Here is a 21,511-nt window from a genome sequence, read left to right as displayed (position 1 = left end):
TTTTACGCGCACTGGCAACATAAATCTACAGGAGTGAGAATACCATGAACATCAAGATTAAGCACATAGGTGTGAATCATGGTTGTAATTGAAAATACTGTTATTTATTTATATTTTTTGTGAATTATAACTTTACAGCCCACATTTCCATAATCTTGGAGCATTGCATCATGGAATTCATTGATCAAGTTAAAGCCTTTGCTTCTACAATTCCTACAAAATTAGGGAGTATCAAAACTGAAGAAGCAACAAAGCACTTTCTTATCATGCCGTTTATTCAGCAAATCTTGGGGTATGATGCTTTTAACCCACATGAAGTAATGCCTGAGTATGATGCCAATGTGGGAGCAAGTACAAATTTCAAACTAGATTATGCAATATTCCAAAACTCTCAACCCGCCATTCTAATGGAGTGTAAACGCTACGGGACAGATTTTAAGAATGATCGTGAGTGGAGTCAGTTGTTTGCATACTTCATGGCGACTGAAGCTCGTATTGGTGTCTTAACAGATGGGGTAGTATATAAGTTCTATGCTGATTTAGAAAAATCTAATAAGATGGATAAAACTCCATTTTTAGAATTAGATTTACTCAATTTAAATGAATCTGCAATTCGTGAATTATCTAAATTAACCAAATCATTTTTTAATATTGATGAAGCTATTACAGCCGCGTCAGAGTTAAAGTATGTTGGTGGTATTAAAGCCCTAATTAAAAAGCAAGTTGAAGAACCACAAGATGAATTTGTTAAATATTTTTTCAAAGAGTTATGTCCTGATAATAGGTTTTTAGGGCAATTGAAAGATGAGTTTACTGGATATACACGAAGGGCTATTCAGGAATTTATTCGAGAAGAGATTGAAAACCTTTTAGACGAAGCCGCAGGACGTTCAAAGACGAAACAAGTAATAACAGAACCAGAAGAAGTAGTCTTAGAAGTAGAATCAGCAATTAAACAGTCTCAGTTTACAGATGAAGAGCGTGAGGGATATTACATTCTTAAGTCGGTTTTATGTCAAGTAGTAAATCCATCACGGATTACATACAAAGACACAACAAACTACTGCAATATTCTGCTAGATGATAATATCAGAAGACCCATTGCTCGTTTGTATTTTAATAACCCTAATAGTAAAAAGTTGGAAATTTTCTCAAAGGATGCAAATGGTACTAGAGTTTTGGATAAAGTTTCTATTGATAACTTGAATGAAATTTATCAATATGCTGATCAATTCAAAGCAATTGTAGCTGCTTATGAACAGGCTCTAGCTGCGTGAGTAAGGGATCACCTGCGGCGTAGCATACTAGAAAGTGATCTCCTTTTGTATTACTAAAAGCTGATGTTTTTAACCCGCACAGAAAGTTTGGGAGGTAAAGCCTCCCAAAATTGTAGTAAGAACCACAATGCTACTTTGTGAAAATCGTTAAGCCGCAGTTGGCAATAAACCGGTATGCTTGAGTAACGAAACCGTACTAGGTTGACGACCTCGGAAAGATTGAAACACCTCCATAGGATGTTTGCTACCACCAAGTGCTAAAACTGTATCCCGATAGCGTCTACCTGTAGCTTTTATCGCCTCTTCATTTTCTAAACCAGCTTCTTCAAAAGCGGCAAACGCATCAGCACTCAGTACCTCAGCCCACTTATAGCTGTAATAACCTGCGGCATAACCCCCACCAAAAATGTGTCCAAAAGCACATAAAAATGCGTCTTCTGGTAAGGGTTGTAAGACTGTAGTAGTTTTAGCAATGCGATGACGCACATCTGTGACAGTTTCACCCTGACCAGGGCGATAACGATAGTGTAGTTCCAAGTCAACACTACTAAAGTGAATTTGTCGCAAGGTGACACTACCGCTCATATAGTTGCGTGCCGCTAGGAGTTTTTGATAATAATGCTCCGGTAGGGGTTCACCAGTTTCATAATGCTTCGCCATGCCAAACAAAGTGGGTCGTTCGTAGCACCAGTTTTCCATAAACTGACTGGGTAGTTCTACAGCGTCCCATTCTACATTGTTGATGCCTGCTGCCCCGGTGTAGTCTACCTTGGTCAACATATGATGCAAGCCGTGACCAAACTCATGAAATAAAGTTTCTACTTCATAGAATGTCATCAAACTCGGCTTACCATCTACCGGGGGAGTTTGGTTACATACCAAATACGCCACAGGTAAACGGATAGCAGTCACACCATTGTCAGTGATTTTGCTGCGATTAATACACACATCCATCCAAGCACCACCGCGCTTTTCAGCTGGACGGCTGTAGGGGTCTAAGTAGAAGTAGGCTAGGGGACTACCCGTTTCATCGGCAATTTGGAAATAGCGCACATCTTCATACCAAACTGGGGCTTCACCGTCAGCAGGAGTGACAATAACACCAAATAGCCGCTTCACCAGTCCAAATAAACCATCTAAAACTTGCGGTAGGGGAAAGTAAGGACGTAATTCTTCGGCGGTAAAAGCAAATTTTTCTTCCCGTTGGCGTTCTGCCCAAAAGCTGGTATCCCAGTGTTGTAAATCTTGGGCTTCTGGTGCTTGCTTATGAGCAGCAAAGGCTTTGAGTGCTTCTAAGTCTTTCACAGCCGCATCATAACTAGCACTACGGAGTTCTTCTAATAATGCTTCTACTGCTGCAACATTGGGGGCCATTTTACTAGCTAGGCTCAATTGGGCATAATTTTCAAAGCCTAGTAATTGGGCTAGTTCTCGCCGCAATTCTAAAATCCGCTCAATTAATGGTTGATTATCAAACTCACCTGATGAAGCACGAGTTATGTAAGCTTTGTAGATTGTTTCGCGCAAATCACGGCGGGTGCTGTGTTGCATGAATGGCCCATAGCTAGGAAAGTCTAAAGTAATGCGCCAAGGGCCATTTTCTGGGGTGGCGTTTTCTGCTCCCGCAGCACGGGCAGCTTGTGCAGCTAGACTTAGTAAGCTATCGGGTAAGCCGTCAACTTCTGCTTTGCTTGTCAGGGTTAAGCTATAGGCTGTAGTAGCATCTAAAACATGGTTAGAAAACTTGGTGGAAAGTTCTGCCAATTCCATTTGGATGGCGTTGAAACGCTCTCTGGCATCTCCTTTTAAGCCCACACCCGAAAGTTCGGCATCTCTAATGGCCGCGTCCACAATCCGCTGTTGGGCTGATTCTAAGGTAGCCCAGTTATCACTGGCACGAAGTTCCTTGAGAGCATTATATATGGGTTGGCTTTGACCAAGCTTGTTGATAAACTGCACTACTTGTGGTTGTACAGCTTCATAAGCTTCACGCGATTCTGGGCTATTCTTCACACCCATTAAATGGCTCACTATACCCCAACTCCAGTTCAGCCGTTCTGTCAGCTTTTCTAGTGGTTCTACTAAACCGCTCCAAGTAGGCTGGATATTAGCTTCCAAGATGGTTAGTTTCTGCTCAAGTTCTGCCAATAGTTCGGAAAAAGCGGGTACTACTTGCTCTGGAAAAATTTCTTGGAAGGGAGGCAAGCCAGAACCTTTGAGGAGAGGATTTTGAGAAATAGTGACATTTGCACTCATGGTTTTGTGTGAGTCGCCTATAAATATATTTATGTATCTTCTTCTTCTAATGTAGCGATCGCAGCCGTATTTAGCTGTGGGAGAATACCGTAATGTCAATAAAAACTAACTTTTTGCCCCCAATTATCAACAAAGCCTGATGAGCTTTACTAAAAAAACAAATAATATTGTCAGGCAAATTATACAGTGATGGCCTAGTTTCCAGAGATAATCAATGCAAATCACTGTTTTACTGAGTGCTTTGGATATGAAATTACTGCTTCCTGTTTTGTTTGCGCCTGTAGTTTTGTCGTTAACTTCTACACAAGTGCTGGCAGCTATTCAAACTAGAACTGTTGAGTATAAACACGGTAATACAGTTTTAGAAGGTTATTTGGCATATGACGACACCATCAAGGGTCAGCGTCCCGGTGTGTTAGTAGTGCATGAATGGAATGGATTACAGTCCTATGTTAAAAAACGCACTGAGGAATTAGCGAAACTAGGTTATGTAGCCTTTGCTGCTGATATCTACGGCAAAGGTATTAGACCACAGAACCCTGAAGATTCAGGCAAACAAGCATCAATTTATCGTCAGGATAGACAATTATTGCGCGATCGCACCAACGCTGGCTTACAAGTTTTGCAACAAAATTCGTTAACTGATGTCAAACGCATTGCAGCCGTTGGTTACTGCTTTGGTGGCGGTGCTGTCTTAGAACTAGCACGTAGCGGTGCCAATATTGGCGGTGTGGTTAGTTTCCACGGTAACCTGGATACCCCTAACCCCAAGGATGCTAATAACATCAACGCCAAAGTATTAGTTTTACATGGTGCTGATGATCCTCTCGTGCCAGATGAACAAGTGCAAGCATTTGCCACCGAAATGCGAGCAGCCAATGTAGATTGGCAATTAGTCTCTTATGGTGGTGCAGTGCATAGCTTCACTAACCCAGAAGCCAATAATCCTCCACAATCACTGTATAACGAAGTTGTTGCCAAGCGATCGTGGCAAGCCATGAAGCAGTTTTTCGCCGAAATTTTTCGCTAAACATCCCTGATAACTGCCATACCAAACAAAAAACCTCGGCTTGGCAACCGAGGTTCGTGATTAGGAGAAGATAAGAATGACGATTTAGATACATCAATACTCAGAAGCGATATTTAAGATTTCTCTATATGGTTTGAGTTGTTTTGCTAACTTATGTAAATAAATTTAACAAAATTGTTACAAAAAGTCAACTTAATTTACCAAAATTAAAAATAGAGGCTAGACGCTATGACTGCAATCGTTTATTGGTTGTGCTTTGGCGGTAATTCATCAAGCGCCCAAAAAGCTACTGGGTCTAGTTCCCACTTAACACAACGACTAGCTAACAGAAAATCTGTAAACCCGTCGTTACATTAACGCAAAAACCAGACCCAGTATAAAATTGCACGCAATCAGATATTAAATTTTAGCGTCTGCTACCACCGCGGTAAGGTACTGCACTCAGATAATCAATATCAAATGCAGAGAGTCTTTGCGCGTAGTTGCCTTGACTACTGACTGATGCTGCCATATTTGCATATTTGCGAGGATCGCCTTCGGCAAGTCGTTTGTCTTGGAACTTGCGAGTGTAGAACTTCTCCAAAGTAATGCGCCAATCGGTTTGAACGGTGCCTTCTCTTTCTTGGAAGTCTTCGCCGTAGCGGGGGGTTACCAAGTTGTAGGGACGACCTTCTAAACGTTTGCGTTGGTAGGGAACGATGTTATCGCCAAAGCTTTGGGTGTATTCTTCGCTGTCTACTATGGCATCAACGAAGCCGCTAAAACCTTTAGTACCAATGACAATTGACCAAGCGATTTGTTCTTCTTTGTTGTAAGAAGAACGACCTAATAAACGCTTGAGGGTAATGTCTACTAAACGGTAGTTGTTGTTGACAGAGACAACTAAACGATAGAATGCTTCAGATTGGGCTAAACCGCGGATGAAGTCCCGCACTGATAATGAGCCAGTTTTGAGTTGAGATTCTAGAGTTTTTTGACGATTAAATTTCAGAATCTCATGTTCACTGAAAAGTTGGCGATAGGCAGCCCAAATGATGCTTTGAATATCAGTGTAGGAACTGACATCTTCGGTGCGGTAGATATATGGTGTATCTTCATTCTGGTCAGCTACACCAAAGCTACTGACTCGGTGATTTTGACTACTTGGTTTGTATTGAAGTAAAGGCAGGGACATACTGCGTTCTTCCTCTTATTAACAAATTAAACAAAAAGCTAGCTCGGAAAATTGAAGGAGGTTGAATAATTCACAACCTTCATTCGTGCTTTATTTATTCTCCCGCATTATGTTATTTAACTTTCCTGGTTTTTCAAATTACCGCACCGGGAAATTGGCACTGGAATTGATGGAAAGAGGGATTCCTTGTGGTGTCGTTTCTCTGGTTGTATCGGGAATTTGGATGTTTGCCAGGTTCACTGGTGTGTAGGTCACGGTTCTGATTGACATGGAACCGGCTAATTCCCAGAAATTCTTAATGTCGCCTTCTATATAGCGTGCATCTTCTAACTTGTCGCGCCAGTAGTCACCATAACGAGGTGTCACCAAATTAAAAGGTCTATCTTTGTAGCGTCGTCGTTGGTAGGGAACGATGTTCTCACCAAAGTTGGTTTGATATTCTTGAGAGTCTATCAAGGCATCAACAAAACCATCCCAGCCGAGAGTAGCTATTTTGATTGACCAAGCAATTTCTTCATCTTTGTTATAAGATGTCCGACCTAAAAGCCGTTTGAGAGCAATTTCTACCAGGCGATAGTTAGAGTTAGTTTGTACCACTAAATTCCGGAAGGACTCGGATTTAGCCAGACCCCGGATAAAGTCGCGCACGGTAATGGCTCGATTCTTCACCTGAGATTCTAAGTTACTTTGGCGATAGAATTTAAGGATTTCATGTTCGCTAAAAACTTGCCGATAGGCTGCCCAAATTAATTCTTGGACTTCACCATCATAAGCATAGTCTTCGATGCGGTAAATTCTGGGTGTATCTTCGTTAGGTACTTCGTAACCAGGAACGCGTTGGTTTTGAGAACTGGGTTTGTATTCTAATAAAGGGATTGTCATGGTTAATTTTTTGTGGTGAGTTGTTTTAGGTCAGGGGAATGACTTAATTTTTTAGTTGGTCTTGATTCCCGGAATATAACGATAAGGTAGGGACACAGCCACAGGTTTGACGGTTGGTTGTGGGGTACCAATTTCGCGGGAGTTGTCGGGAATTTCTATATTTTTGATTTGAGATGTGACTGAAGCTACTGTGCGCTGGTAGTTGCGTTCACCAGTAATCATTTTTCCAGCCATATCCATGAAATTGGCAGGAATTACCCGACGAATATCTTCTTTACTTAAATAACCAGTGGTACGAGCATTGTAGAAGGAACGACCACCGAAGGCTTGCATGGTTTGGCGATCGCGCCAGTAGGAATTGTACCGGGGGTTAACTAAGTTAAAGGGTCTGCCTTTAAACCGACGGCGTTGGAAAGGTACAATGTCATCGTTAAAGTTTTCTAGGTATTCATCACTGTCTAGTAAGGCATCGATGAAACCGTGCAATCCTTTGGTAGCAATGACAATTGACCAAGCGATTTCTTCTTCTTTGTTGTAAGCGGCGCGTCCCAAGAACCGCTTTAGGGTGATGTCAACTAGGCGGTAGTTGGAGTTGAGGTCTGCTACTTGTGTGCGGTAAACTTCAGATTTGCCTAATCCGCGGATAAAATCCCGGACGTTGATGGCCCGATTTCGTAGTTGAGATTCTAAAAAGGATTGGCGGTTGCTCTCGATTATTAAGTGTTCGCTAAAGATTTGCCGATATGCTGCCCAAATAATGGCATCAATGTCTGTATCTGAGGTAGCAGATGCTAACCGATACATGGTCGGTGTATCTTCGTTAGGTACTTCGTAACCATCTACACGCTGATTTTGCGTGGTAGGAGAATAATTGAGCAGTGGTATTGACATATTGACTTTTGCCTTATTTTATGGTATTAGGTTCAAGTTATTGGTTACTAGCTAGCTGGACACGGGCGCGAATCGACTTTTCGACATCAGTAGCCAGCATTTGTTTGAGTCTGGTTTGGATGGGTTCCTGCAAATCAGGTACGTTCGCCAAGGCCTGCAAACCGACAACAGCGGCATAACGGATCGACCATTCTGAGTCTTGAGAAATCAACAGCAAAGTTTCCAAAGCCTTTTTAGGCGCAGTGTGGCTGTCGGGAAATTTGAGTTGATGCCAGTGTAAGTTGCCCAATCCCTTAGCTGCGGCGCGACGGACACTAGGGGCAAAATCTGTAGCTGCGGCTGTGATTAAAACATCTAAAGCACGGGGGTCTGCGATCGCCGCTAAAGTACGAATCGAATAAGCCCGTGCCCCATAGTTATAATCATCAATTTGGGTTAGCAATTGTGGCACTGCTATTTCTCCCAATTCTGTCAATGCGTCCACTGCCAAGGTTGCGGCCGCTGGGTTGTTATAACCAAACACCGCTATTAAGGTGGGAATGGCTGCTACATTTTTTGCGGCTGCCAAATTTTGCACTGCCGTTACCATTTTTGCTGGTGTGTCTGCCAGGGCGACGGCACGGATTAGTTCATCAGTCAAGTCGCTTCGCTCCAATTCGTAATTGATAATTCGTAGCCCGTAACGAATTAAGAATTACTAACTACGAATTATTAATGACTACAACAGTGAATCCATCAAGTTCATGACCCTGATCGCATCATCAGAAACAGACAAGGCATCTAACTCTTCTGTGAGTTGATGCTCTAACAATCCTTTCAGGGCGATGAGTTTGAAGCTATTTTCTGCTTTGGCATTAGCGATCGCCTCTGCTGCTGCCATATAGCCGATGGCGCCCAAATCTCCCAAAGCCACACGACGCAATTTGAGATCGCCAATATCCAACATTTTCACTAACCGTTCCCCATAGGTAGGGTTAGATGTCAGTTGGTACATTGCTCTGGCTGCGGCACACTGGATGCGGGGGATTTCATGCTCTAAAAACGGTTCAATCAGAGAGATCGCCTTAGTGTCACCAAAAGCACCTAAGGCTTCTAATACCGCTTCATAGGGCTGGGTCAGATGGGGGCATCCTGGTACTTGCACGGCCTGTGCGATACCCCCATCTAGCATTTTCATGAGTGCTGGTGCCGCAGTTTGATCACCCAACATTTGCAGGGACTGGGCTGCTGCTTCTCGCACATAAAAGTCAGGACATTCCAAGCACTTAATTAAACCTGGTACGGCTGTAGCATCACCCAATTTCCCCAGCGCTCTGGCTGCATTGCGTCGTAAAGGATAACCCCCCAGTTCTGTTCTGTCGGCTTCATCCTCTAAGGCAGAAATTAAGGCATTTACAGCAGCAGGTTGACTAACTCGAAACTTTCCTAGCCACCAAGCTGCATAATAGCGGAGACTTAAATCTGATGATTGCAGGTTGGCGATCGCTAGCTCTGGTGTTAGCTGTAACGCATTATCTGCTGAATATTCTTCCGCACTGGGTTCTATCATTGCCAGGAAGTTAATTTTCTGCTTCTTCAGCGCTCAATGGCTCAATATTAACGATTTTGCCACCTAGACGGTTAATCCGCTGCATTTCGTCATTCATGCGATTGTATGGCACTGTGATAAACACACTACCACTGCGACGGATGCTGAATTTATTTTTGTCGGTTTCTGAGTTTTGCCGCAAGCCTACGACTTCGTAACGAAAAACTCGGCTTGCAGATGAGGAAGCGCTACCGGCACCAAGTGTGGTTTGACCGAACATTACTTCTATATCTCCTCTACTGTTTGATTGTGACTGAATTAATTAGTTGTCAGTTGCCACTTGCTTGACCAAGACTTCAAGCGACTAACTACTCACCACCGAACCATTGCTTATGCTGGTGTAACGCTGGCAATTTTGCCGCCTACTCGATGAATTTGCTGTATTTTGTCTGACAACCGCTCGTAAGGTACAATAAATACTGTACTGCTACGACGCACGCTGGGATAGCCAGGATTACGGATGCCGGTGACTTCGATGCGGTAAGTGCGATCGCCTTTACCCACAGCATTACCTAAATTCTTCTTCGGCGCGACATCAGATGACGCTCGGAAACTCCAATTATCGTTGCTACCTGATGGCCCGATAATTGATGAAGCTGTGTTGCTAGCTAGCTCCTGCGCTAAACGGGATTTTTTTCCACCTACTTGGGCGCTGTCGCTATTGGCATAACCCCGGTACAACTGGAAGATCCGATTAAAGCCTACAGTTTTTTGCCCTGGCTGATTGCTAAAGCCTCGATAATAAGGCACAACGTTATCGCCGAAGTTATTTTGGTACTCTACAGAATCAATGTAAGAGTTGATTTCGGCATCGTAGCCTTGGTTATGATATAAATCTAAGTGGTAAACAACTTCCGACTCATCATAAGGCGCACGACCCAACAAATGTTTGTAGTTGAGTTCTATTAATCGAGTTTGGAAATTGTTGTAAAAAAACTTAGTTTTGTAGAGTTCTGATTGAGCAACGCTACGCACGAACTCCCGCACTGTCAGGTTACCATCCCGCAGGAGTGATTCGGCGCTGACGAGACGTTCTGAAGCCATCAAATAGTCATTACCTAAGACTTGCCGATAAACGGCTTTGATCACTGCTTCGACTTCTTCTCGGCTAGCGTTGGGGCGAAGTTCAACTCTACTTACTTGACTAAAAGCTTCTGTTCCTAATCTGGATGCAGCTGTTGTAATCGCCATTTTTATTTTCCCCTATTTATTTGCACTGCGGCTGTTGCCGACTGCATAGCCTTGCTAAAAGCTTTTTATTTATCCCTACATAAAACAATGCCCGGGGCGAGATCCAACTGCTAGGTGACTACATCCAGCACTTGCATCCCTCTCCGGGCAAACGCTATCTAGCTGAGAGCGTTAATTGCATAGTCAATGTAGGTGTTAGCTTCGTTAGCAGCTTGACCACTCAAACCATGATTAGATTTGATGTGCTTCAATGCTTCTACGTACCAGCTGGGAGACAAATCAAATGCACTGTTGATTTCAGCCAAACCAGCAATTAGGTATTCATCCAAGGGGCCTGTACCACCAGCAACTAAGCTGTAAGTAATGATGCGGAGGTAGTGACCGACGTCACGAGCGCACTTAGATTTACCACGGCTATCAGCAGCAAATTGCGCGCCTGATGTTTGGGTGGTGTAGGGGTATTTTTGGTAAACAGCTTGGGTAGCGCCATCAATCAGTTTTTGAGCGTTTGCTGTCAAACCACGAGCAGCTTCCATGCTGGCAATAGCACGTACAAAACGACCATTAACAGCTTGAAGTTCAGTGTTGCTCAAAAAGCGTCCTTGGGTATCAGCAGCTGCAATTGCTTCGGTAATTGGTGTCTTCATAGTTCAGTATCTCCTTAGTTATTTCTTCAATGTTTTGCTTGGAGAGCTAATTTTTGGCTTAGACTCTCGGCTATTTTTGCTTGTTAGGCAACAGCAGCAGCAGCACGATCAAAGTAGCTAGCCAATTCAGAAACTAGTGAGCTACAGTCACCTTTGCTGATTCCGTTAGGATCGTTAACAATAGAGACTGCTGCATCCTTCATTTTTTGAACGCCAACAGCTACAGAAGAACCAGGAGTACCCAAAGCTTGGTAGGTTTCACGCAGACCATTCAAACAACGATCATCTAGTACACTCGCGTCACCAGCCAATGCAGCATAGGTAACGTAGCGTAAAATGATTTCCATGTCGCGTAGGCAAGCAGCCATACGACGGTTGGTGTAAGCGTTACCACCAGGAGCAATCAAGTTGGGTTGTTCTTCAAACAAGCTACGTGCAGCGTTGGTCACAATAGCGGAAGCATTGCTGGTGATGCGGTTGACAACATCTAAGCGCTTGTTACCTTCGCTAACAACTTTTGTTAAAGCATCTAGTTGTTCGTTGCTGAGGAATTCGCCTCTGGCATCGGCTTGAGAAACTACCTTGGAAAATACATCTAATGTCATGGACTCTAATCTCCTAATTCCTTAGTTGAGAGATGTCTGGATTAAAACTGGCAATGTTTTATCAAATTTGGATGGCTTAAAATTACAGACTTGAGTATCAAACAGCTTCTCATGTTAGTCTCAAATTTCCCTACTACTAGATGAACTAGGAATTATGAGAATCTGGGGTGATTTATGAGAATCAGGCAAACTTGATGAATTGATTACCTTGTTTAACTTTTATCTGTGCTTTAACCCCTCCAGATTATGTTTATACAATGCTATAGATCCTTTTATCTGTTACAAATTATGAATAAATAAGATGCACGAATAAGATCAACCTCAAATCCTTTACATACAAGGGATATACCTGAGAAATCCCTGATATTTTCGTAACATAAATACACATTTGACGAGTTTGTCTAGCGATTTTACTGGGTTTAGATTGTTTTTATTTTTTCGGAAATCCATACAGATAAAGACTTTGTGGCTCCGTATTACCTTTTTAAGTAATATTTTTTTATTAAAAATCATTAACTTAATATTTCTATATATTACGGAGAGTAGCTTTAATTCATAATTTCCGGAGCAAAATAGGGGAAAAATGTTTACAAATCTCAACATAAATCCCAGGGAGACTGGGGACTGGAGAAGATGAGACAGACCTATGTAGTACTAAATTCCCAATGCTTTTTTATTGGTAAGAGTGATTTGTTTTCTGTGTTCAGAAAATGACCATCCAGAGAGTAATGTGAAGTGATGTGAATTTATCGTAAAATTTTTCTGATAAAACAACACGGTGTCTCTACAGCATCTTCTATTTACCGGAAACTATACGCCTCCACCTATGTAATTTGTATTGCTGTAGCTTGGGCTATACACTAAAAACTCAGTACAACTTGAATAGCCTGATTGCCTATTGCTGACACCAGCCATCACAAATCACTGCGGATTACTATAGCTGTAACTAAGTGTATGAAAATTATCATCGGTAGTAGATTCAGTAGTTTCACAATTTACGGCTGTGCAATCGATTTATAGAATTGTGGCATATCAAGCATTGGTTAAAATGTGGTTTGCACGCAAAAAAGTGGTACTAAATTTCACCTAGACTTTTTTGTTCCTAGTTCCTTCCGGCTATAGAAGATGAATATACTAGAAACAATTGACACCCCTATTGGTAGCTATGCACCAGATTTTGAGCTGCCTGGAATTGACAATCAAGTACACCATCTCAGCCGTTATTTAGAGAGGTTCTGTGCAGTTGGTGTGATTTCCATGTGCAACCACTGTCCTTATGTCAGCTTGTATTTAGATAGACTAAAAAAAATTCAAGCGGAATTTGCCGCAGATAGTTTTACACTAATTGGTGTCAATGGCAGCAGTGCTACTCAGAATCTGACTGAAAGTTTTGACAACATGAAAGCTTTTGCCCAACGTCACCAGTTGAACTTCCCTTATTTATGGGATTCAACCCAAGATGTGACTCGCAGTTTTGGTGCTAGTAAAACGCCAATGGCTTTCCTAATAGATAAAAACGGTATATTAAGATACAAGGGTCAAATTGACAATCATCCCCAAGATCCATCATTTTTGGGAGAAAATTATTTGCGAAATGCCATCGCCTCTCTGTTCAAAGGTCAAGCAATTAACCTCTTTGAAACCAAACCCATAGGAACTTCATTGATTTGGCGGAACTAGACATAGATAGTCACTGTGCTGCTATCTTAAATTGGAGGCAATTGCAACTTATTTGATAAAGTGTGACTTCATGGGAACGAATTACCGACGGGTTTTACTTAAACTAAGCGGTGAAGCCTTAATGGGCAACATGGGCTATGGGATTGATCCAGAAGTGGTCAAAGAAATAGCGCAGGAAGTAGCAGAGGTGATAGCCACTGGCGTTCAAATAGCCATCGTCGTGGGAGGCGGCAATATTTTCCGTGGCGTTAAAGCGGCATCGGCGGGGATGGACAGGGCCACCGCTGACTACATAGGGATGATTGCCACGGTAATGAATGCCATGACGCTACAAGATTCGCTGGAACGAATAGGGGTACAGACGCGGGTACAAACCGCGATCGCTATGCAAGAATTAGCAGAACCGTATATCCGTCGTCGCGCCATCCGTCATCTCGAAAAAGGGCGGGTGGTAATTTTTGGTGCTGGTTCAGGAAATCCGTTTTTTACTACTGACACCACTGCGGCCTTAAGAGCCGCAGAAATCGATGCTGAGGTGATTTTCAAAGCCACCAAGGTAGACGGAGTGTACGATGCTGACCCCCATGTTTATCCTGACGCCAAACGTTATACCAGTCTCACCTACGCCCACGTTTTGGCTCAAGATTTGCGGGTAATGGATAGTACAGCGATTGCCTTATGTAAAGAAAATAATATCCCAATTCTGGTTTTTGATTTAACCGTGCGAGGTAACGTCCGCCGGGCAGTATTGGGAGAATCCATCGGCACCCTTGTGGGAGGTTCTTGTGAAATTATCTGAAGCTGAGAGTACGATGCAAAAGACTGTTGAGGCAACTCAACGTTCTTTTAACACCATTCGCACGGGTCGAGCCAATGCGAGTTTGCTAGATAAAGTTTTAGTGGACTACTACGGTTCACCCACGTCTTTAAAATCTCTGGCGAATATTAGCACGCCAGATGCCACGACAATATTGATTCAGCCCTACGATAAAGGCAGTTTAAACACCGTTGAGAAGGCGATTTCCCTTTCGGATGTAGGTTTAACACCCAATAACGACGGTTCTGTAATTCGGCTAAATATTCCGCCCTTAACAAGCGATCGCCGGAAAGAATTTGTCAAATTAGCAGCTAAGTATGCTGAAGACGGTCGTGTTGCTATTCGCAATATCCGCCGCGATGCCATAGACTCGATTCGCAAGCAGGAAAAAGCTTCAGAAATTTCTGAAGATGAATCCAAAGACCTACAAGATGAACTGCAAAAACTCACAAATAAATACACCGCCAAAATAGACGATTTACTGGCAGAAAAAGAAAAAGACATTTCCACAGTCTAACGCAGTATCTTGTGCAAATAGAGTAGGGTAGTATCAAAATATAAAGGCTGAAGAGTAATGTCAAAATTCTTCAGCCTTTGTGTATTGCAGATGGAAATGTTGAGGAAAACTTCTAAATTGTGCCATCAAGTCTGCGAAAAACCAAATAATTCAGGAACACAAATTCAGCTATTATGTACGACACCATCATTGTGGGTGCTGGGCCAGCTGGTGGTACAGCAGCATATCATTTGGCCAAAAAAGGCCGCTCAGTTTTAGTTTTAGAAAAAGCATCCCTACCCAGATACAAACCCTGTGGTGGTGGGGTATCACCAGCCATCGCTCAATGGTTTGACTTTGATTTTAGCCCCGCAATTTCGACAAAAGTGGATTCGCTGCGCTTCACCTGGCAATTAGGCGACCCCGTAGAGGCGACAATTTCCACCCAGGAACCAGTATGGATGGTACGACGTGATGTTTTTGATAATTTTCTGGTGCAGCAAGCCCAGAAGCAAGGAGCCGAAATCCGCGCCCAAACAGAAGTGACAGGAATTGAGTTTCACAATGATTATTGGCAAGTTGACACAGTTAATGGCCCCGTTACAGGTCGCTACTTAATCGCCGCTGATGGTGCTAAAGGGCCAATGGCAAAATGGCTAGGCTTCCAAGACCGCAAACGCCGCCTAGCAGGTGCGTTAGAGGCAGAAATTCCTACGGTCGTCGCTGACAAATCTACACTGCACTTGGAGTTTGGTTTAGTCAAAAACGGCTACATTTGGAACTTCCCGAAAGCTGATGGTTATTCCATTGGCGTGGGGACATTTATTGGCGGACAAGCCCAAAACTTCAAGCAAATTGTGGATGAATATGCTAAATCCTTTGGGCTAGATATCAAACTTGGCAAGCAATACGGTCATCCACTTTGTTTATGGGATGGTCATCAAAAACTACATACGCAAAATGCCGTTTTAGCTGGGGAAGCTGCTTGTGTAGTTGACCCGATGACAGCAGAAGGCATTCGTCCATCCATTTTTAGCGGGTTACTAGCAGCGCAATTCGTTAATCAAGCCCTGGCTGGTGACATCAACGCCCTAGAACAATACAGTGAAGCTCTCAATGAACAATGGGGTAGTGATATGGCTTGGGCGAAGAAAATAGCTGGCGCATTCTATCGCTTTCCCCATGTTGGTTACCAAGTGGGTGTGAAGCGTCCCTCTGGCGCTCACATTATGGGGAAAATTCTCTGTGGTGAATTACGCTATGGTGAAGTTGCTGGTCGTGCCTTAAAACGACTAATTCCTGGTTTTGGAGGTTAGTAGGATTTATTTAGTTATGCAGCTAGCTCCTTTTCTGCCATTTGTACACCGGATTCTGCAACCGAGTTTTCCCAACTGTTTATGGCATGGCGATCGCTCGCTGAAAAAGATTGCCTTAACATTTGATGATGGCCCCCATCCAGAATACACACCCCAAGTCCTGGAAGTTTTAGACCGTTACAATATTCCAGCTAGTTTTTTTTGGTTGGGTGCTTGTGTCAACCGTTCACCAGACATAGCCAAAGCCATCTGCGATCGCGGCCACTGGATAGGATTACATGGTTACGATCATCGTTCTTTCCCCATGCTGACTCCACATGAGCTGCGCGACAGTTTAGAAAAGACTCAAGCTGCCATTTATCAGGCTTGTGACCTGTTACCCGCACAAGTATGTGATGTCCGTCCTCCCAATGGTTTCTTTACACCCAAAACCTTACAATTATTTATTCAGTGGAATTACCGCCCAGTAATGTGGAGTATTGTACCAGTAGACTGGGAAAGGCCAGGAGTAGCAACTGTGGTGCAACGTGTTCTCAAACAAGTGCAAAATGGCTCACTCATCGTCTTGCACGATGGGGTTTATGGTGGACAGGATGTTGCTGCCACAATTCAAGTGTTAATTCCTCAATTGTTACAGCAAGGCTATCAATTTGTGACTATTGATAGTCTATGGCAGCAATTTCAGACTAGTAATCATCATTCAGGAAATGTCATTTCCCTGGCTAAAGATTGTCATGAATAAATTCAGGCTTTAACTACTTTTTGCTTCTCGCGGTTGAAAAACTTCACTATCAGAACGTGGATCTGCGGCTAATTCCTCTGTACCCAACAAATGATGGATTTCATTTAACGAACCTGGTTCCGTTAAGGAATTTTCTGATGAATCACCCATGTAATCAATTAAGTCATCAACTTGACAATTTAAGGCTTTACAAAACCTAATAATTCTTTCAATATGATCCGTCCCAGTCCTACCGCTTTCCCAGTTTTGGATAGTGCTTTCAGTGACGCCCACAAGACGTGACAATTGAAGCTGGGTTAGCCCTGCTTTCTCACGCAACAAAGCGATCCTTGGTTTTGGCTTATTTTTCACAGCTACAGCACTTTTAATCTATCTATAGTGGTAGATCCTAACACCAAAAAAACCAGAGGAGCAAAAAATTCCTAAAAAAAATTCTTTTGAGGACACATCAGGTGATCGGCATAAATACACTCCAACGCCAACAAAAAAAGGGCTTTAGTTACCTAAAACCCTGGTGTTGACAACTAAAACACTCACTATGTACTAAGAGAGTATTTTAATTTTAATTAATTTAATTACTTAACAATTTGATCAACTACAGAAAGTATCTACTCTCACATCCTTCCAGATATCAGAAACTTGCCAACCTGAGTTACCAACAGACCGGACTATGGGATTGTCACGGGATGGAATATAGTTTGGTTCTTGATTATCTAGATACAATTGTTGATTGTCTTCTAGTAGAGATTCTAGAGAATGCAAAGTATCTGCATCCGCTTGTAGACTTTGTTCTTCTTCTTCCTCTAAGGTTTTTATTTTATCGAGGAGGAGTTTTTCCGATTTTTTGATTAGTTTCATATTTATAGGGATGGGTGGAAAACTACAGATTGAAAAAGCCAAAATCTTAACATCGATTCTGAAAGATACTAATGTAGTGTTTCAAGAATCTTTAGAGAGATCCGCAAAAAGATATTATAAAGTTTATTGTTGAAAAAGTTACTCAGCAAAAACTAGAATACAGCAATTTTACTGGAAATGCGGACGCATTGTGCAAAATATTCATATCTTAGTGTCAGACACGGGCAGTTTTTAGAGGAAATTTCGGAGTTTGTGTACTTTTCTATCACCTCAGATGACCTAGCTGCAAACAATACATTGAATATTCAGTTGAAAAACGGAGAGGGAGGGATTCGAACCCTCGTATACGTTTCCGCATAACAGACTTTCCAGGTCTGCGCCTTCAACCACTCGGCCACCTCTCCAGGTGCCACGATTTACGATTGTACTATGAAAACCTAGAAAATGCAAAGATATAAAAAGACATATTAGATTAAAGCTAAAAGTTCCCATCCAGAATCCCAAATCATCATGTCCCGTACATACACAATTAAAGTCCGCGATCGCGCCACCGATAAAGAATACAACCTCGCAGTACCAGAAGACCGTTATATTCTCCACACTGCCGAACAACAAGGGGTGGAACTGCCATTTTCCTGTCGTAATGGAGCTTGTACAACTTGTGCTGTTAAAGTATTGTCTGGAGAAATTTATCAACCAGAGGCGGTGGGATTGTCTCCAGAGTTACGCCGTCAAGGTTATGCCTTGTTATGCGTCAGTTACGCCCGTTCTGACTTGGAGGTAGAAACACAAGATGAGGATGAGGTTTATGAACTTCAGTTTGGGCGTTATTTTGCTAAAGGGAGAGTTAAGGCGGGTTTACCGTTAGATGAAGAGTAAGATTTGGTTTACAGCAGCGGTGTACAGGAAATTTTGGGCGCCGCGCTTAGTTATCTGGGCGCGAAAAATAACTATTTTAGGTTGCTTGCTGCTGTTAATAAGTTGTCAAGCCCATAATCAGTCGGTAGACAATCAGATTCAAGTAAAAGTGGCGCGGGTGGTAAGTGGACAAAGTTTAGAAGTTTTAGGCATAGGGGAACAACCAACTTTAATTTCTAGAGTCCGATTATTGGGAATTGATGCACCCGATTTGCGTCAAAGCCCCTGGGGAGATGAAGCCAGACAAACTCTAGAACAGTTAATTGGTGATCTAGAAACACCCGTCACCCTAGAATTTGATGTCGAAACCAAAGATACAATTGGGCGGACTTTGGCTTATGTGTGGAGAGATGAAAAATTATTGAATGAACAAGTCATAGAACAAGGATATGCATTATTTGTCGGGCGATCGCCTAACCATAAATATGACCAGCGCTTAGAACGCGCCCAACAATGGGCTAGACTCATGGGCAAAGGCATTTGGAACCCAGAACAACCCATGCGTCTGACTCCTGCTGAATTTCGTCGGCGAAATTTGTAGGGATTGGGGAGGTGGGGAAGTGAAAAAGTTTTCCTGTTCCCCATTTCCCGTAACCTGTTGTCTTTTAATAATCACCAATAACCAATGACTAATCTACAAATTTTTCTAGATATTGCGACGGAAGCGGCGTTGGCTGCGGGTGCAGTTTTGCAAGGGTATTTGGGTAAATTAGAAGATGCTATTACGGAAAAGGGTCGCCCTGGTGATTTAGTCACGGCTGCGGATAAAGCCTCGGAGGTGGTGATTTTAGATGTTTTGCGTCGTCACTTTCCCCAACATTCCATCTTAGCTGAAGAATCAGGCAAACTGGGAAATCAAGATAATGAATATCTCTGGGCTATTGATCCTTTAGATGGCACAACTAACTATGCTCACCAATATCCCGCTTTTGCTGTTTCTATCGGGTTATTAATTAATGGTGTACCGCAAGTTGGTGTGATTTATGACCCTTTTCACAATGAGTTATTTCGGGCGGCTAATGGCTTAGGTGCAACACGCGATCGCCATCCCATCAAAGTTTCCCAAACCTCAGAACTGAGTAAAAGTCTGCTGGTAACAGGATTTGCTTATGACCGTCGGGAGACATCTGATAACAATTATGCAGAATTTTGTCATCTCACCCATCTCACCCAAGGAGTGAGGCGTAGCGGTTCTGCTGCGTTGGATTTAGCTTATGTTGCTTGTGGGCGTGTGGATGGTTATTGGGAACGAGGAATTTCACCTTGGGATGTTGTGGCTGGTGTAATTTTATTGCGAGAAGCCGGCGGTAACGTCACCGCCTATGATGGTTCTTCCTTTAAGTTGGAATCAGGTAGAATCCTCGCTACTAATGGTAATATTCACGACAACCTGAGTCGAGAATTGGTAGAAGTTCCGCCCTTGTCTAGTTGGAAATAAAAGTAGGGAGTAGGAAGACGCAGGGCTAATTGATACTAATTTATACCAACAATTTGCCCAAAATAGCAATTTAATAGTTTAAACCTCGTCCATCATTAAAAGTTGAGTTTATGTCATTGCGACACCAGGAAGCAATTTCATAATATTGACTACAAACTACAGTTTTCCAGGTAGAAAAGGTTTAGAAATTGCTGCACGCGATCGCAGATACAATTTTTAAACTTGCTAAAAATTGGGCAACTGTTCGGCTTTGACACCTACCAAGCTACCCAACTCAGTTTTATTTTCGGATACCATTACTGATATCACAGGAACAGGTCTGGACTCTTTTTTGACACGCTCGACGCATTCACATCCGCCGACTCTGGTACAAAAGAGCGCTCGCAGCCACACTACTACACACAACCCGAAAACCGATATTGTTGTTCGCGTTGTCTGGGTTGTTGTTGTTGCGATTGGCAGAACGACAGTTTTCAGGATTGTTGTTCCACGAACCACCGCGCAGCAGCCGGAATTGCCCATCCCTTCTCTACCCTCTTGACCAAGCAAGAGAAGTAAATATCTGTTGACGCAACCGCCAAGTGTCGCCATGCTCTAAATGAGCAAACCAACTTTGCATCGATTGGGCTACGTAATCTGAATTAATATTACCCTGTATATAGTCAATTTGCATTTGTTTGAGTCGGCGTTTTGCTCGTCTTAAGTTTTCTGAGCGTACCCGGATGCAGTCTGGTAAAATACGAAAACCTAAAAAATTAGCACCATGTTTGAGTTTAAATAACTGACTTTTGACAGGATGAATTTTTAATCTTAATTGAGATAAATATTCTATGACTTGCAAACGGGCTTCAGCTAAAAAACTCCAATCATCAGAAAATAAAGCAAAGTCATCGACGTAGCGCAGGTATTTTCTAACTTTGAGTTGTTCTTTGACAAAATGGTCAAAACTATTTAAATAAACATTAGCAAAAAACTGGCTGGTAAGATTGCCAAGCGGTAAACCCCGCCGTCTTTGTAGCGGTGTGAATAAATTATCACCCGTAAAATATTCAGCTACTGGTAACTGTTCATTGCTGTTGTCAATCATAGTATCTATTAACCGCAGCGTATCTGCACATTTTAATTTATGACGCAGCAAGGTTTTGAGGATTTCGTGGTCAATGCTGGGAAAATATTTTTGGATATCACACTGAAGCACATAGCGACTGGAACGAGCAAAGTGAGTAAATCGCCGCAAGGCACGATGAGTACCAAAACCTACACGATTAGCATAAGAATCACCGATAAAGCTGGGTTCAATCAGAGGTACGATAATATTACATAAAGCATGATGTACTACTCTATCTCGGTAGGGAGCAGCAGAAATCATGCGAATTTTTGGCTCTTTAATGTAAAAGGTTCTATATTCACCAGGCTGATAAGTTTGATTAGTTAGTTCTATTTGTAATTGAGCTAATTCGGCTTCTAAATTATCATTAAAATTTAAAACATTTTCCCGAAATCTTTTACCCTTTTGGGCTTTTTTAGCAGCTATCAGAAGATTTTCAAAATTAATAACTTGATGATAAAGATTACCGTAACGTTTCATTTAAGAGGTTCTTTGAAAAGTAGTTAGCTGTAATGTTAAGCACGAATTTATCCCCCCTAGCCCCCCTTAGTGGTGCAGAAAAGTCTTGAACCGCTTGTATACCAGGAGTCTGACTGA

23 protein-coding genes, 1 tRNA gene and 1 pseudogene are annotated in these 21,511 nt (G+C 42.5%); 10 read left to right on the top strand and 15 right to left on the bottom strand.

What is annotated here, in order from left to right; all coding sequences use genetic code 11:
- The first annotated feature begins 170 nt into the window (after positions 1-170).
- Complete coding sequence (locus tag ACM0OS_RS18800) at positions 171-1,277, top strand: type I restriction endonuclease (RefSeq protein WP_414544719.1); 1,107 nt, start codon at positions 171-173, stop codon at positions 1,275-1,277.
- 147 nt (positions 1,278-1,424) lie between these two features.
- On the opposite strand, the gene ACM0OS_RS18795 is transcribed toward ACM0OS_RS18800, so the two are convergent.
- The gene (locus ACM0OS_RS18795) at positions 1,425-3,533 is read right to left on the bottom strand and encodes a M3 family metallopeptidase (protein ID WP_414544728.1); all 2,109 of its coding nucleotides are present in this window, start codon (positions 3,531-3,533) and stop codon (positions 1,425-1,427) included.
- Positions 3,534-3,780: 247 nt separating this feature from the next.
- Here ACM0OS_RS18795 and ACM0OS_RS18790 point away from each other — a divergent pair, with 247 nt between their 5' ends.
- Positions 3,781-4,563 (top strand): dienelactone hydrolase family protein, encoded by a 783-nt coding sequence (locus ACM0OS_RS18790; RefSeq protein WP_414544727.1) that lies wholly within the window; start codon positions 3,781-3,783, stop codon positions 4,561-4,563.
- 406 nt (positions 4,564-4,969) lie between these two features.
- On the opposite strand, the gene ACM0OS_RS18785 is transcribed toward ACM0OS_RS18790, so the two are convergent.
- From ACM0OS_RS18785 to ACM0OS_RS18745, 9 genes are all read right to left on the bottom strand, one after another.
- Positions 4,970-5,737 (bottom strand): phycobilisome rod-core linker polypeptide, encoded by a 768-nt coding sequence (locus ACM0OS_RS18785; protein ID WP_414544718.1) that lies wholly within the window; start codon positions 5,735-5,737, stop codon positions 4,970-4,972.
- A gap of 138 nt (positions 5,738-5,875) precedes the next feature.
- Entirely contained in the window at positions 5,876-6,619 is a 744-nt protein-coding gene (locus tag ACM0OS_RS18780; RefSeq protein ID WP_414544717.1) for a phycobilisome rod-core linker polypeptide, read from the bottom strand.
- A gap of 51 nt (positions 6,620-6,670) precedes the next feature.
- On the bottom strand, positions 6,671-7,510 hold the full coding sequence (locus ACM0OS_RS18775) for a phycobilisome rod-core linker polypeptide (RefSeq protein ID WP_414544716.1): 840 nt from the start codon (positions 7,508-7,510) through the stop codon (positions 6,671-6,673).
- A gap of 37 nt (positions 7,511-7,547) precedes the next feature.
- Complete coding sequence (locus ACM0OS_RS18770) at positions 7,548-8,150, bottom strand: HEAT repeat domain-containing protein (protein ID WP_414544715.1); 603 nt, start codon at positions 8,148-8,150, stop codon at positions 7,548-7,550.
- Positions 8,151-8,228: 78 nt separating this feature from the next.
- The gene (locus tag ACM0OS_RS18765) at positions 8,229-9,059 is read right to left on the bottom strand and encodes a HEAT repeat domain-containing protein (protein WP_414544714.1); all 831 of its coding nucleotides are present in this window, start codon (positions 9,057-9,059) and stop codon (positions 8,229-8,231) included.
- A 10-nt stretch (positions 9,060-9,069) separates the two neighbouring features.
- Positions 9,070-9,318 (bottom strand): phycobilisome linker polypeptide, encoded by a 249-nt coding sequence (locus tag ACM0OS_RS18760; protein ID WP_414544713.1) that lies wholly within the window; start codon positions 9,316-9,318, stop codon positions 9,070-9,072.
- 110 nt (positions 9,319-9,428) lie between these two features.
- A complete protein-coding gene (locus ACM0OS_RS18755; RefSeq protein ID WP_414544712.1) occupies positions 9,429-10,289 on the bottom strand; it encodes a phycobilisome rod-core linker polypeptide in 861 nt (286 codons plus the stop codon).
- Between the two features lie 158 nt (positions 10,290-10,447).
- The gene (cpcA, locus tag ACM0OS_RS18750; RefSeq protein ID WP_414544711.1) at positions 10,448-10,936 is read right to left on the bottom strand and encodes a phycocyanin subunit alpha; all 489 of its coding nucleotides are present in this window, start codon (positions 10,934-10,936) and stop codon (positions 10,448-10,450) included.
- Positions 10,937-11,019: 83 nt separating this feature from the next.
- Positions 11,020-11,541, bottom strand: a complete 522-nt coding sequence (locus ACM0OS_RS18745) for a phycocyanin subunit beta (protein WP_414544710.1) — start codon at positions 11,539-11,541, stop codon at positions 11,020-11,022.
- A 1,125-nt stretch (positions 11,542-12,666) separates the two neighbouring features.
- Between ACM0OS_RS18745 and ACM0OS_RS18740 the strand changes: the two genes are divergently transcribed.
- From ACM0OS_RS18740 to ACM0OS_RS18720, 5 genes are all read left to right on the top strand, one after another.
- On the top strand, positions 12,667-13,221 hold the full coding sequence (locus tag ACM0OS_RS18740; RefSeq protein WP_414544709.1) for a thioredoxin family protein: 555 nt from the start codon (positions 12,667-12,669) through the stop codon (positions 13,219-13,221).
- Between the two features lie 70 nt (positions 13,222-13,291).
- Positions 13,292-14,020 carry a UMP kinase gene (gene pyrH / locus ACM0OS_RS18735; protein WP_414544708.1) on the top strand — a complete coding sequence of 243 codons (729 nt, stop codon included), beginning with the start codon at positions 13,292-13,294 and terminating at the stop codon, positions 14,018-14,020.
- Positions 14,007-14,555: a ribosome recycling factor gene (gene frr / locus ACM0OS_RS18730; RefSeq protein ID WP_414544707.1), complete on the top strand. Its 549-nt coding sequence runs from the start codon at positions 14,007-14,009 to the stop codon at positions 14,553-14,555. The genes pyrH and frr overlap by 14 nt, the downstream gene beginning before the upstream one ends.
- A gap of 173 nt (positions 14,556-14,728) precedes the next feature.
- A complete protein-coding gene (locus ACM0OS_RS18725; RefSeq protein WP_414544706.1) occupies positions 14,729-15,850 on the top strand; it encodes a geranylgeranyl reductase family protein in 1,122 nt (373 codons plus the stop codon).
- A 16-nt stretch (positions 15,851-15,866) separates the two neighbouring features.
- Positions 15,867-16,592: a polysaccharide deacetylase family protein gene (locus ACM0OS_RS18720; RefSeq protein ID WP_414544705.1), complete on the top strand. Its 726-nt coding sequence runs from the start codon at positions 15,867-15,869 to the stop codon at positions 16,590-16,592.
- A 9-nt stretch (positions 16,593-16,601) separates the two neighbouring features.
- On the opposite strand, the gene ACM0OS_RS18715 is transcribed toward ACM0OS_RS18720, so the two are convergent.
- The 3 genes from ACM0OS_RS18715 to ACM0OS_RS18705 all read right to left on the bottom strand — a co-directional run bounded on the left by ACM0OS_RS18715 (position 16,602) and on the right by ACM0OS_RS18705 (position 17,854).
- Positions 16,602-16,943: a helix-turn-helix transcriptional regulator gene (locus ACM0OS_RS18715; RefSeq protein WP_414544704.1), complete on the bottom strand. Its 342-nt coding sequence runs from the start codon at positions 16,941-16,943 to the stop codon at positions 16,602-16,604.
- Between the two features lie 240 nt (positions 16,944-17,183).
- Positions 17,184-17,450, bottom strand: a complete 267-nt coding sequence (locus tag ACM0OS_RS18710) for a hypothetical protein (protein WP_414544703.1) — start codon at positions 17,448-17,450, stop codon at positions 17,184-17,186.
- 317 nt (positions 17,451-17,767) lie between these two features.
- Positions 17,768-17,854: transfer RNA gene (locus tag ACM0OS_RS18705), tRNA-Ser, on the bottom strand.
- A 106-nt stretch (positions 17,855-17,960) separates the two neighbouring features.
- Here ACM0OS_RS18705 and ACM0OS_RS18700 point away from each other — a divergent pair.
- The 3 genes from ACM0OS_RS18700 to ACM0OS_RS18690 all read left to right on the top strand — a co-directional run bounded on the left by ACM0OS_RS18700 (position 17,961) and on the right by ACM0OS_RS18690 (position 19,806).
- A complete protein-coding gene (locus tag ACM0OS_RS18700; RefSeq protein ID WP_414544702.1) occupies positions 17,961-18,329 on the top strand; it encodes a 2Fe-2S iron-sulfur cluster-binding protein in 369 nt (122 codons plus the stop codon).
- On the top strand, positions 18,319-18,909 hold the full coding sequence (locus tag ACM0OS_RS18695; RefSeq protein WP_414544701.1) for a thermonuclease family protein: 591 nt from the start codon (positions 18,319-18,321) through the stop codon (positions 18,907-18,909). The genes ACM0OS_RS18700 and ACM0OS_RS18695 overlap by 11 nt, the downstream gene beginning before the upstream one ends.
- Positions 18,910-18,993: 84 nt before the next feature.
- Positions 18,994-19,806, top strand: coding sequence for an inositol monophosphatase family protein (locus ACM0OS_RS18690; RefSeq protein WP_414544700.1), 813 nt, complete (start codon positions 18,994-18,996; stop codon positions 19,804-19,806).
- A 349-nt stretch (positions 19,807-20,155) separates the two neighbouring features.
- Here the strand turns inward: ACM0OS_RS18690 and ACM0OS_RS18685 are convergent.
- A pseudogene (locus tag ACM0OS_RS18685) lies at positions 20,156-20,317 on the bottom strand (SUMF1/EgtB/PvdO family nonheme iron enzyme); the annotation flags it as partial.
- An 18-nt stretch (positions 20,318-20,335) separates the two neighbouring features.
- The gene (locus tag ACM0OS_RS18680; protein ID WP_414544699.1) at positions 20,336-21,394 is read right to left on the bottom strand and encodes a reverse transcriptase domain-containing protein; all 1,059 of its coding nucleotides are present in this window, start codon (positions 21,392-21,394) and stop codon (positions 20,336-20,338) included.
- Positions 21,395-21,511 lie beyond the last annotated feature (117 nt).

The organism is Nostoc sp. CCY0012, from assembly GCF_963920855.1.
Taxonomy (GTDB): domain Bacteria; phylum Cyanobacteriota; class Cyanobacteriia; order Cyanobacteriales; family Nostocaceae; genus Cyanocohniella.
Note: the sequence above shows the minus strand (reverse complement) of the source record. Positions and strands in the feature narration are given on the sequence as shown.